Annotated in this window: 10 protein-coding genes; all 10 read right to left on the minus strand. The window is 64.5% G+C overall.

Annotated features, from left to right (window positions below; translation table 11 throughout):
• Positions 1–150: 150 nt before the first annotated feature.
• A complete protein-coding gene (gene pyrB / locus KB554_RS08465; RefSeq protein WP_211035597.1) occupies positions 151–1,236 on the minus strand; it encodes an aspartate carbamoyltransferase in 1,086 nt (361 codons plus the stop codon).
• Between the two features lie 13 nt (positions 1,237–1,249).
• A complete protein-coding gene (gene pyrE, locus KB554_RS08470; RefSeq protein ID WP_211035598.1) occupies positions 1,250–1,882 on the minus strand; it encodes an orotate phosphoribosyltransferase in 633 nt (210 codons plus the stop codon).
• A 12-nt stretch (positions 1,883–1,894) separates the two neighbouring features.
• A complete protein-coding gene (locus KB554_RS08475; RefSeq protein ID WP_141429147.1) occupies positions 1,895–2,179 on the minus strand; it encodes a thioredoxin family protein in 285 nt (94 codons plus the stop codon).
• Between the two features lie 186 nt (positions 2,180–2,365).
• Positions 2,366–3,070 carry an orotidine-5'-phosphate decarboxylase gene (gene pyrF / locus KB554_RS08480; RefSeq protein WP_141429145.1) on the minus strand — a complete coding sequence of 235 codons (705 nt, stop codon included), beginning with the start codon at positions 3,068–3,070 and terminating at the stop codon, positions 2,366–2,368.
• Positions 3,071–3,162: 92 nt separating this feature from the next.
• A complete protein-coding gene (locus KB554_RS08485) occupies positions 3,163–4,122 on the minus strand; it encodes a dihydroorotate dehydrogenase (protein ID WP_211035599.1) in 960 nt (319 codons plus the stop codon).
• Positions 4,116–4,856, minus strand: coding sequence for a dihydroorotate dehydrogenase electron transfer subunit (locus KB554_RS08490; protein WP_141429142.1), 741 nt, complete (start codon positions 4,854–4,856; stop codon positions 4,116–4,118). The genes KB554_RS08485 and KB554_RS08490 overlap by 7 nt, the downstream gene beginning before the upstream one ends.
• A gap of 147 nt (positions 4,857–5,003) precedes the next feature.
• Positions 5,004–8,186 (minus strand): carbamoyl-phosphate synthase large subunit, encoded by a 3,183-nt coding sequence (gene carB / locus KB554_RS08495; RefSeq protein WP_141429140.1) that lies wholly within the window; start codon positions 8,184–8,186, stop codon positions 5,004–5,006.
• A complete protein-coding gene (gene carA, locus KB554_RS08500) occupies positions 8,179–9,270 on the minus strand; it encodes a glutamine-hydrolyzing carbamoyl-phosphate synthase small subunit (protein ID WP_141429138.1) in 1,092 nt (363 codons plus the stop codon). The genes carB and carA overlap by 8 nt, the downstream gene beginning before the upstream one ends.
• Positions 9,271–9,392: 122 nt before the next feature.
• Positions 9,393–10,655, minus strand: a complete 1,263-nt coding sequence (locus tag KB554_RS08505) for a dihydroorotase (protein WP_211035600.1) — start codon at positions 10,653–10,655, stop codon at positions 9,393–9,395.
• 297 nt (positions 10,656–10,952) lie between these two features.
• Positions 10,953–11,726: a DeoR/GlpR family DNA-binding transcription regulator gene (locus tag KB554_RS08510; protein WP_141429134.1), complete on the minus strand. Its 774-nt coding sequence runs from the start codon at positions 11,724–11,726 to the stop codon at positions 10,953–10,955.
• Between the last annotated feature and the right edge of the window lie 9 nt (positions 11,727–11,735).

An 11,735-nucleotide genomic window follows, 5' to 3' on the forward strand; every position in this document is an offset into this window, starting at 1 on the left:
GCGATTTTCCGAGGCTTCCCGCACAAAAACGCACACAACTCCCGGCCGTATGCGGAAGGGGTGTCCGGAAACCTTCGCAGAGTTTCCGAACACCCCTTCCGCGCCGGCACCCGGGACGGAAGCGCCCCGCGCGCAGGGCGCGGGAAGCCGCTACCGGGCTTTCGCTTCGCAGTAGGCGCAGCGGCACACGCCGTCGGCCGCGCGGCGGAAAAGCTGATCGACATCCTCCGTGGCCGAAATGCAGCGGGGATTCGAACAGGTCATTCCGTTCACGACGTACTCCTCGCCGAAGACCGGGGTCCGGGCGAACGGACGGTTCTCGTCGGCCCAGCGCAGCAGCGTATAGATCAATGCCATACGCACGAATTTTCCGTTCTCTACCTGCCGGAAGTAAGCCGCACGCGGGTCGTTGTCCACCTCGCGCGTGATCTCGTTCACGCGCGGCAGCGGATGCAGCACGATCATATCGGGCCGCGCCGTGCGCAGCTTCCCCGGATCGAGCACGAAGCTGTCCTTCACGCGGTCGAACTCCTCCTCGTCGAGGAAGCGCTCCTTCTGCACGCGCGTCATGTAGAGGATGTCCAGCTCGGGCATCACCTCCTCCATCGTGCGCACCTCGCGGAACTCCAGCTTCGAGGCGGAACGCATCTCCTGTAGCATGTAATCGGGCAGGCGCAGCTCCTCGGGCGCGATGAGCATCACGCGGATCCCCTCGTAACGCGACAGCGCCTTGATGAGCGAATGGACCGTGCGGCCGAACTTCAGGTCGCCGCAGAACCCGATCGTCAGGTGGTCGAAACGCCCCTTCTCGCGCTTGATCGTCAGCAGGTCCGTCAGCGTCTGCGTCGGGTGGGCGTGACTGCCGTCCCCGGCGTTGATGACCGGAATGCCGGCATACTGCGAGGCCACGAGCGGCGCGCCCTCCTTGAAGTGGCGCATGGCGATGATGTCCGCGAAACAGCGGATCACGCGCACCGTGTCGGCCACGGTCTCGCCCTTCGACACGGACGAGGAGCTGGCGTCGGAGAAGCCGATCACCTCGCCGCCCAGCTCCAGCATCGCCGAGGTGAAGCTCAGGCGCGTGCGGGTGGAAGGCTCGTAAAACAGCGTGGCGAGTTTTTTGCCCTTGCAGGCCTCGCGGTACTTGGCGCGGTTGGCGATGATGTCCTCCGCCAGCGCCACGATCCGCTCGGTCTCCTCGACCGTCAGATCGGTCGGATCAATCAGATGTCGCATGGTTCCGGCGCGTTTATCGGTTCATCCACGATTCGTCCGACGGGTTGTCGCGGAACCGGAGCAGGCGCGCCTTGTCCCCGGGTTCGATATACCCTTCGTCGGCGGCCACCTCCACCAGCGCGTCGAGATTCGAGAGACTGTAATTCACGACGTTCGCCTCGCGCAGGCGCTCCACGCCCTTCTTCATGCCGTAGGTGAAGATCGACGCCACGCCCAGCACCTCGGCGCCCGCCTCGCGCAGCGCCTCGACCACCTCGATACACGATCCGCCCGTCGAGATCAGGTCCTCGACGACGACCACCTTCTGCCCCTTTTCGAGCCGTCCTTCGATGCGGTTGCCGCGGCCGTGGTCCTTGGCTCCCGACCGCACGTAGCCCATCGGCAGGCCGAGGATCGTCGCCGTGATGGCGGCATGGGCGATGCCGGCCGTGGAGGTTCCCATCAGCACCTCCGCGCCGGGAAACTTCGTGCGGACGATCTCCGCAAGCCCCGCCTCGACACGCCCGCGCACCTCGGGGGCGGACAGCGTCAGACGGTTGTCGCAATAAATCGGGCTTTTGATTCCGCTCGCCCACGTGAACGGCTGCTCGGGACGCAGGAACACCGCGCCGATCGAGAGCAGGTCTTTCGCAATAGCTTTCTCCATACTTATCCTTGTTTATCGGTTCTCAGTCGTCCGGCACGCGCCGAGCGCCCGCCGCAGAATCCGCTCCACCTCCTCGGGATAGATTCCGCCTTCGTGGACCTTTTCGCCGTCCACATAGAATGTAGGCACATAGTAATAGTCGAATCCGTCGGCCACCCCGGGCTGCTCGGATTCCTCGATCATCTCGATCTCGACCTCCGCCAGTTCGGGATGCGCGGCTTTCGCCTCTTCGATATACCGCAGCGCCTTCTTACAGAAGGGGCAGTTCTTCAGGTAAAACAGTTTCACGGGTTTCATAAAACGGTGCTTTTTCATGCAGTCGCGCACGGATGCGCCCCTGCAAATATACGACAATTCCGGCTTCGCCGCGCGAATTCCGTACGGCGCCGCCCGATTCGCCTGCCGCGCCGCACGCCGAACCGGACATGCAGCGCCCCGACCGCACCGCCGCAGCCGTCTCCGGCAGTCCGCGCGGCGCGTCCGTCACCCCACGAACTCGGCCACGCAGCGGCGGTAGGCCGCCACGGGATCCGCAGCCGCGGTGATCGGGCGTCCCACGACGATGAAGTCCGAGCCGATCTCCCGGGCGCGGGCCGGCGTCGTGACGCGCACCTGGTCCGCCACGTCGCCGTCGGCGAAACGCACGCCGGGCGTCACGGTCAGGAACTCCGCGCCGCACGCCCCGTGCACCATGCCGGCTTCGAGCGGCGAGCAGACCACGCCGTCCAGCCCCGCCTCGCGGGCATTCCGGGCATACTGCACGATCGTCTCGCCGATCGGGGCTCCGATCAGCAGCTCGCGCTGCATGCGCTCCTCGCTGGTCGAGGTGAGCTGCGTCACGGCGATCAGCAGGGGCCGCGTGCCGTCCTCGCGCGTAAGTCCCTCGCGCGCGGCCTTCATCATCTCGATCGTCCCGGCGGCATGGACGTTGCACATGTCCACGTCCAGCCGCGACAGCACGGCCATCGCCTTGCGCACGGTGTTGGGTATGTCGTGGAGCTTCAGGTCGAGGAAAATCCGGTGGCCGCGGCGCTTGATCTCGCGCACGATTTCGGGTCCCTCGGCATAGAACAGCTCCATGCCGATCTTCAGAAAGGGTTTGCGCTCCTCGCCCCGGAACAGGTCGAGAAAGCCGAATGTGTCCGCCGCGGACTTGAAGTCGCAGGCGATGATTACGTCGTGTTGCATGCTGTAAGTTTTTTGCTTTTCGTCGCCGCCTCCCCGGGCCCGGACATGCCGCGCTCCGAGAGGCCGTCGGTCTCTTCACTCCGTCCGGCGCGTCACTCCACGCAGCCTACGATGTCGCGCAGGCGGCCGATGCCCAGCCGCTCCATCTCCGCGGGCAGCGCCTCGACGATCTCCTTCGAGGCGTAGGGATTCACCAGATTCGCCGCGCCGACCTCTACGGCCGTCGCCCCGGCCATCATCATCTCGATCACGTCGCGTGCCGTCGCAACGCCGCCGCAGCCGATGACCGGAATGCGGCACGCCCGGCTCACCTGATAGACCATGCGCACGGCCACGGGGAAGATCGCGGGCCCGGAGAATCCGCCCATCGTGTTGGCGATCACCGGACGCCGCCGCACCGGGTCGATGCGCATGCCCAGCATCGTGTTGATGAGGCACAATCCGTCGGCCCCCGCCCGTTCGCACGCCCGGGCGATCGCTACGATGTCCGTCACGTTGGGCGACAGCTTGATGACCACCGGCTTGGTCGTCACGGCCTTCACCGCGCGCGTCACCTCGGCCGCCGCCTCGGGCGACGTGCCGAACGACATGCCCCCGTGCCGCACGTTGGGACACGAGACGTTCACCTCGATCAGTCCCACCTGCTCCTCGCGGTCGATCCGCTCGCAGCAGTAGGCGTACTCCTCGACCGAGAAGCCCGAAATATTGGCGATCACGGGCTTGCGGAAGAAGGTCTTCAGCCGCGGCAGCTCCTCGGCGATCACGCGGTCGATGCCGGGATTCTGCAACCCCACGGCGTTGATCATGCCCGCCTCGCACTCGGCGATGCGGGGCGTCGGATTGCCGAAACGCGCCTCGCGCGTCGTCCCCTTGAACGAGAACGACCCGAGGATGTTGATGTCGTAGAACTCGCGGAACTCGTTGCCGTAGCCGAAAGTCCCGCTGGCCGGAATCACCGGATTGTCCAGCTTCAGACCGCACAGCTCGACCGAAAGGTCCCGCGCCGCCGCCCCTTCCGGTGCGGAGACGCTCTTTTGCGTATCGTTCACCATATCACCTCTCCTTTCTCCAGCACGGGACCCTCCCTGCAAATGCGCTTGTTCCCGTATTTGGTCTTGCACGAACACCCCATGCAGGCGCCGAAGCCGCAGCCCATGCGCTCCTCGAAGGAGAGCTGTCCGTCCTGCGCGACCGCCTCGGCGAGCGCCCGCAGCATCGGCAGCGGGCCGCAGGCGTAGAAGTAGTCGAAATCGGGCGTCCGTTCGGCGATGGCCGTCGTGACGAAGCCCCGCACGCCGCGCGACCCGTCGGCCGTGGCGACCGTCACGTCGCATCCCAGCGCGCGGAACTCCTCCTCGCAGAAGACCTCCGCGGCGGTGTTGAAGCCCAGCACGACCTGCACCGGCCGCCCCTCGGAGAGCAGCTTCCGGGCCAGGCCGTAGAGCGGCGGAACGCCCACGCCGCCCCCGACGAGCAGCGGCCGCCGGGCGTCGTTGGCCGTCGAGAAGCCGTTGCCCAGCCCCGTGAGCAGGTCGAGGCACTCGCCCGGCCGCATACGGCTCATCTGCGCGGTTCCTCCACCTACCACCTTATAAATCAACGTGATCGAATCCTCGTCGTAGTCGCAGACCGAAATCGGACGGCGCAAATACCGTCCTTCCAGCGCGATATTGACGAACTGCCCGGGCGCTGCGATCCACCGCGTGTCGCCCTCCAGCGTCATGCGCCACACGGCGGCCGTCAGCGGCTCGTTCGCACGGATTCTGTAAACTGCTTTCTTATACATATAATCTTCCAAATCGCTTTCGGCCCGGCAAAAGCGCCGCAGAACCGGACGGCCGCCTGCTCCGTGCGACCCGGTCCGCAAACCGCCCCTGTTCTCCGCACTTCCAGGCCGCACACCGCCTACGGTTCCCGCCTCCCGCCGGCATCCCTATTTCGAGTCGATGGTCGAAACGCGCAGCGTGATCTCCTCCAGCACGTCGAGCAGTACCTTCACCGTCTCGAGCGCCGTGAAGACCGTCACGTTGTTCTCGACGGCCGTGCGGCGGATCTCGTACCCGTCCAGACGCGTGTTGTGCTGGTTGATGTCGATCGTGTTGATGACGTAGCTCACATGCCCCTGCCGCAGCGCGTCGATGATCTCCGAGCTGCCCTCGTTGAGCTTGCGCCGCGTGCGGGTGCGGATGCCGTGCTCGCGCAGGAACTCGGCCGTGCCGGTCGTCGCCTCGACGTTGAAGCCCAGATCGTAGAAACGGCGCACGAGCGGCAACGCCTGCTCCTTGTCCTGATCGGCGATCGTGACGAAGATCGTGCCGTAGTTCGAGACGTTCATGCCCGTGGCCTGCAACGCCTTGTAGAGTGCGCGGGTCAGTTTGTCGTCGTAGCCGATCGCCTCGCCCGTGGACTTCATCTCGGGCGAGAGGTAGGAGTCCATGCCGCGGATCTTGGCGAACGAGAAGGCCGGCGCCTTCACGTACCAGCGCTCCTTCTCCCGGCCATAGACCTCCGTGATGCCCTGCTCGCGCAGCGAGCGGCCCAGAATCACCTGCGTGGCGATGTGGGCCATCTGCACACCCGTGGATTTCGAGAGGAAAGGCACGGTGCGCGACGAGCGCGGATTGACCTCGATGACATACACCTCGTCGTCGCCGTCGAGGATGAACTGGATGTTGTAGAGACCCACGATGCCGATGCGCAGACCCAGCCGCACCGTGTAATCGATGATCTTCTCCTTGGCCTTCCGGCTCACGCTGAAGGTCGGATAGACGCTGATCGAGTCGCCCGAGTGGATACCCGTGCGCTCGACATGCTCCATGATGCCGGGAATGAAGACGTCGCGGCCGTCGCAGATGGCGTCCACCTCCAGCTCCTTGCCCATGATGTAACGGTCCACCAGCACGGGCGAATCCTCGTTCACCTCGACGGCCGTCTGAAGGTAGTGGCGCAGCCGCTCCTCGTTCGAGACGATCTGCATGGCGCGGCCGCCCAGCACGTAGCTCGGACGCACCAGCACCGGATAGCCGATACGCGCGGCGGCCCGCACGCCGGCCTCGATGTCCGTCACGGCCTCGGCCTCGGGCTGAGGAATGCCCAGCTCCTCCATGATCCGCTCGAAACAGCCGCGGTCCTCGGCGTTGCGGATCGCCGCGCAGTCCGTGCCGATGATGGGCACGCCCAGCTCGGCGAGCGGCTCGGCGAGATTGATGGCCGTCTGGCCGCCGAGCGACACGACGATCGCCTTGGGTTTTTCGAGGTGCACGACGTTCATCACGTCCTCGACCGTGAGGGGTTCGAAGTAGAGCTTGTCGCTGGTGGTGTAGTCCGTCGAGACGGTCTCGGGATTGTTGTTGATGATGATGGCCTCGTAGCCCGCCTCGCGGATCGACCAGATGGCGTGCACCGTGGAGTAGTCGAATTCGACGCCCTGCCCGATGCGGATCGGACCGGAGCCGAGCACCACGATCTTCTCCTTGCCGCTCACCACGGATTCGTTCTCCAGCTCGTAGGTCGAGTAGAAATAGGGTACGTAGGAGGCGAACTCGCTGGCGCACGTGTCGATCATCTTATAGACGGGGAAGATGCCGTTCTTCTCGCGCAGACGGTACATGTCGTGCTGCGAGAGGCCCCACAACTGCCCGATATACTTGTCGCTGAAGCCCATGCGTTTGGCGTCGCGCAGCGTCTCGACGTCCATCGGATGCGCACGGACGACGCTCTCGAACTCGACGATGTTCTTGAACTTCTCGAGGAAGAACATGTCGATCTTCGTCCGGTTGTAGATCAGCACGAGGTCGATGCCGCCGCGGATCAACTGCGCGATGGCGTAGAGCCGGTCGTCCGTGCCGTCCTTGATGTAGTCGAGCAGCTCGTCGTTCGACCACGTGTCGAACTTCTTGTGGTGGATGTGGCAGACGCCCGTCTCGAGCGACCGCACGGCCTTCAGGAGCGACTCCTCCATCGTGCGGCCCACGGACATGACTTCGCCCGTGGCCTTCATCTGCGTACCCAGCTTGTTCGAGGCGTCAGAGAACTTGTCGAACGGGAAGCGGGCGATCTTCGTCACCACGTAGTCCAGCGTCGGTTCGAACGAGGCCGGGGTGTTGGCGATGCGGATCTCGTCGAGGGTCATGCCCACAGCGATCTTGGCGCTCACCCGCGCGATGGGATAGCCCGACGCCTTCGACGCGAGGGCCGAGGAGCGCGACACGCGGGGATTGACCTCGATCAGGTAGTATTTGAACGACAGCGGGTCGAGCGCGAACTGCACGTTGCAGCCGCCCTCGATCCGGAGGGCGCGGATGATCTTCAGCGCCGAGTCGCGCAGCATCTGGTACTCGCGGTTGGTGAGCGTCTGGCTCGGGGCCACGACGATCGAATCGCCCGTGTGCACGCCTACGGGATCGATATTCTCCATGTTGCAGATGGCAATGGCCGTGTCGTTGCTGTCGCGGATCACCTCGTACTCGATCTCCTTGTAGCCCTTGATGCTCTTCTCGATGAGCACCTGATGCACGGGCGAGAGGAAGAGTGCGTTGCGCATCATCTCGCGCAGCTCCTGCTCGTTGTCGGCGAAGCCGCCGCCCGTGCCGCCCAGCGTGAAGGCGGGACGCAGCACCACCGGATAGCCGATCTGCGCGGCGATCCCGACGGCCTCGTCGATCGACGAGGCCACCTCGGAGGGAAGCACCGGCTCGCCCAGCTCCTCGCACAGCTCCTTGAACAGCTCGCGGTCCTCGGCGCGCTCGATCGACTCGAACGACGTGCCCAGAATCTCGACCTGGCACTCCTTCAGAATGCCCTTCTTGGCCAGTTGCACCGCCAGGTTCAGACCCGTCTGGCCGCCCAGCCCCGGAACGATGGCGTCGGGACGTTCGTAGCGGATGATCTTGGCGACGTACTCGAGCGTCAGCGGCTCCATGTAAACCTTGTCGGCGATATGCGTGTCGGTCATGATGGTCGCGGGGTTCGAGTTGGCCAGCACCACTTCGTAACCCTCCTCCTTGAGGGCCATGCAGGCCTGCGTGCCCGCATAGTCGAACTCGGCGGCCTGCCCGATGACGATGGGCCCCGAGCCGATGACCATTACCTTGTTGATATCCTTTCTCTTAGGCATTTTTGTACTCCTCCATCATTTTAATGAACTTATCGAACAAATAGGCGCTGTCCTGCGGACCCGGCGCGCTCTCGGGATGGTACTGCACCGAAAAGACCCGGTCGGCGGCGCACTCGACGCCCTCGGCCGTGCCGTCCAGCAGATTGACGTGCGTGAGCGTGAGAGGCGTACCCTTCAGCGACTCGATGTCCACGGCGAAGCTGTGGTTCTGGCTCGTGATTTCGATCTTGCCCGTGGCCAGGCACTTGACGGGATGGTTGCCGCCGCGGTGGCCGAATTTCATCTTGAAGGTCCGCGCGCCGTAAGCCAGCGAAATGAGCTGATGGCCCATGCAGATGCCGAAGATCGGCAGACGTCCCCGAAGCGCCCGCACCTTCTCGATCACAGGCCGGACGTCCGTGGGATCGCCCGGACCGTTCGAGAGGAAGATGCCGTCGGGACGGAAGGCGAGAATCTCCTCGACCGAGGCGTCGAACGGGACGACGGTGACGTTGCACCCCTTCTCGTTGAGTTTGCGGATGATGTTGTACTTGATGCCGCAATCGACGGCCACCACGTCCCACCGGTGGTTGGGCGTGCGCGAGAACCAGCGCTTGCGGCAGCTCACGCGCGAAACCATGTCGTGCGGGAGGTCGTATTCGCGCAGGCGGCGCATCGCCTCCCCGGAAGGCGTCGCGGCGTCGGTGACGAGCACCTTCTGCGAACCCTCGTCGCGGATGATGCGCGTCAGCGTGCGGGTGTCGATGCCCGAAACGGCCGGGATGTTGTGCTCCTCGAGCACCTCGTGCAGCGTCTTCGTGTAACGGAAGTTCGAAGGCGTGTCGTTGTACTCGCGGACGATCATGCCGCCGATGGTCGGGAATTTCGTTTCGTAATCCTCCTCGGCCGTGCCGTAGTTGCCGATCAGCGGATAGGTCATCACGACCATCTGATCGGTGTAGGACGGATCGGAGAGAATCTCCTGATACCCCACCATCGAGGTATTGAAGACGATTTCGTTGATCGCCTCCCGGTCGGCCCCGAATCCGTAGCCGTAAAACTCGCGGCCGTTCTCCAGGACAATTTTTTTCGTAAATGGCTTCATCCTTATCTATTTGAATTTCATAGTTTCCGCGAACGTCCCGGCACGGGCGCAGTCCCCTTCCCGCGCCGCAACAGAATCCGCCGCACGGAGCCTTCTCCGCTTCCGGCCGGTCCCCGCGCCTCTCAGCTCCGCCCGTCGTAGGCCACGCGCCCGCCGACCACCGTCAGCACGGCGCGTCCCCGGACGGGCCATGCGGCGAAAGGCGTGGCGCGCCCCTTCGAACGGAACGTCGCCGGATCGAGACGGTACTCCGCCTCCAGGTCCAGCACCGTGAAGTCGGCCTCGTCGCCGGGCTCCACGCCCCCTTCGAGGCCGAATATCCGCCGGGGCGCGAGAGCCATCGCCTCGACGAGCCGCCCGAACGGAATCGTTCCGGGCAGCACCAAATATCTGTAAAGCAGCGGAAAAGCACACTCCAGCCCCACGATACCCATGGCGCTGCGGGCCAGTCCGCGCAGCTTCTCTTCGGCCGTATGCGGCGCATGGTCGGTGGCGATCACCTCGATCGTTCCGTCGGCGAGGCCCTCCACGAGCGCCTCGCGGTCTTCGCGGCCGCGCAGCGGCGGATTCATCTTGAAACGCCCCTCCTCCTTCAGATCCGCGTCCGTGAGAAGCAGGTAGTGCGGAGCCGTCTCGCAGCTCACGCGCAGTCCCGACGCCTTGGCCTGCCGCACCAGACACACGCTCTCCTTCGTGGAGACGTGGCAGACGTGGTACTGGCAGCCCGTTCGGGCCGAGAGTTCGATGTCGCGCTCCACCTGCCGCCACTCGCTCTCGGAGCAGATTCCCCGGTGGCCGCGCTCGCGGCAGTACACGCCGTCGTGGATATACCCGCCGCGCAGCAGATCGTCCGCCTCGCAATGGGCCACGATCGGCCGGCCGACGGCCGCCGCACGGCGCATCGCCTCCTCCATGAGTTCGGCCGACTGCACGCCGCGTCCGTCGTCCGAAAAGCCCACGACCCAGGGGGCCAGCGCCCCGAAGTCCACCAACTCCCCGCAGCCGCGCTGCCCCATCGTGATCGTGCCGTAGGGTTTCACGCGCACCGCGGCGTCGCGGCGGATGATCTCCATCTGCCGCTCCAGCGTCTCCGGCGTGTCGGGCGCGGGATTGAGGTTCGGCATCGAACAGACCGTCGTATATCCCCCGCGGGCGGCGGCGGCGGTTCCCGTGGCGACGGTCTCCTTCTGCGGAAATCCCGGCTCGCGCAGGTGGACATGGACGTCCACCAGTCCGGGGACGACGACCAGTCCGGTCAGATCCACCATCCGGTCGTCCGGTCGGCGCTCCCCGGCGGGTGCGATGCGGCTCCCCTCGACGGCCAGATCGCCCTCTTCGAAACGGCCGCCGCGGAAAATCCGGGCGCCGGTATATACGGTCTTCATGGTTGCAGGCGCAAAAAAATAGGGCAACCGAAACAGTTACCCTAATGAAACAATAATGCCCGGATCCGCCGGAGAATGAAACCCCGACCAATAGTCCTGCTGCCGGAAAACCCGTGCGGAAGATATGTCGCGGTTGCAATTCATGTCCAGGATTCGAACGTCGCTTAATTGGGTACAAAGGTAGGGCTTTTTCACCGGGCATGCAAAACTTTTCCGGAAATTTTTTCAACAGCCGGCATCCGGTTCCTTCCCCGACGCCCCTGTCCCCGAAGCGGCGCCGTCAGCCGGCGCTTCCGCCTACTTCACGACGATCAGATCGACCCCCGCCTCTTCGAGCGCCGAGGCCATCTGTTCGGAAACCTCCGCTTCGGTCACGATCACGTCGATCTCCTCGAGCGAACCGATACGGCCGAAGCCGCGCTGTCCGAATTTCGAGGAATCGGCCAGCACGATCGTCTGCGAGGCAGCCTCCATCATCCGCCGCGTGAGCTTCGCCTCCTCGATCGTCGAGGTGGTGATGCCGTGCTCGAGGTCGATGCCGTCCACTCCGAAAAAGACCTTCGAGCAGATGCAGTCGTCGAGCGCCCGGACCGCCTCGCTGCCCGAGACGGACAGCGACTTCTTGTGCACTGCGCCGCCGAGCTGCACCACATCGACGTTCTCGACCTCGTTGAGCAGTACGCCCAGCCGCAGGAACGGCGTGACGATATTCAGGTGATGCCACGGCCGCAGGCGGATCTCCTCGGCGAAGGCGTGGATGGTCGAACCCGACGCCACGATCACCGAGTCGTTGTCGTCGAGCAGCTCCACCGCCCGGCGGGCGATGGCACGCTTGGCCTCGCGGTTGATATTGTCCTTCACATGCACGTCGAGGTCCGCGACATGGGGATTGGCCGGACGCGCGCTGCCGTGGACCTTGTAAAGGAGGCCCTTGCTTTCGAGAATCTTCACGTCCTTGCGGATCGTGACCTTCGTCACACCCAGTTCGTTGGCGACATCCGTAATACGCACGAACCCGCGCCTGTTCAGCGAGTCGAGAATGTATTTGTGCCGTTCGGCGATACTCAACATAACAACTCC

This window comes from Alistipes sp. Marseille-P2263 (assembly GCF_018101075.1).
GTDB lineage: Bacteria > Bacteroidota > Bacteroidia > Bacteroidales > Rikenellaceae > Alistipes > Alistipes dispar.

Bases quoted from the DNA above. Each gene is read 5' to 3' on its own strand.
- pyrE (WP_211035598.1), bottom strand. From the start codon at position 1,882: ATGGAGAAAGCTATTGCGAAAGACCTGCTCTCGATCGGCGCGGTGTTC.
- KB554_RS08490 (WP_141429142.1), bottom strand. From the start codon at position 4,856: ATGTATAAGAAAGCAGTTTACAGAATCCGTGCGAACGAGCCGCTGACG.
- carB (WP_141429140.1), bottom strand. From the start codon at position 8,186: ATGCCTAAGAGAAAGGATATCAACAAGGTAATGGTCATCGGCTCGGGG.
- KB554_RS08505 (WP_211035600.1), bottom strand. From the start codon at position 10,655: ATGAAGACCGTATATACCGGCGCCCGGATTTTCCGCGGCGGCCGTTTC.
- KB554_RS08510 (WP_141429134.1), bottom strand. From the start codon at position 11,726: ATGTTGAGTATCGCCGAACGGCACAAATACATTCTCGACTCGCTGAAC.
- carA (WP_141429138.1), bottom strand. From the start codon at position 9,270: ATGAAGCCATTTACGAAAAAAATTGTCCTGGAGAACGGCCGCGAGTTT.
- KB554_RS08485 (WP_211035599.1), bottom strand. From the start codon at position 4,122: ATGGTGAACGATACGCAAAAGAGCGTCTCCGCACCGGAAGGGGCGGCG.
- pyrB (WP_211035597.1), bottom strand. From the start codon at position 1,236: ATGCGACATCTGATTGATCCGACCGATCTGACGGTCGAGGAGACCGAG.
- pyrF (WP_141429145.1), bottom strand. From the start codon at position 3,070: ATGCAACACGACGTAATCATCGCCTGCGACTTCAAGTCCGCGGCGGAC.
- KB554_RS08475 (WP_141429147.1), bottom strand. From the start codon at position 2,179: ATGAAACCCGTGAAACTGTTTTACCTGAAGAACTGCCCCTTCTGTAAG.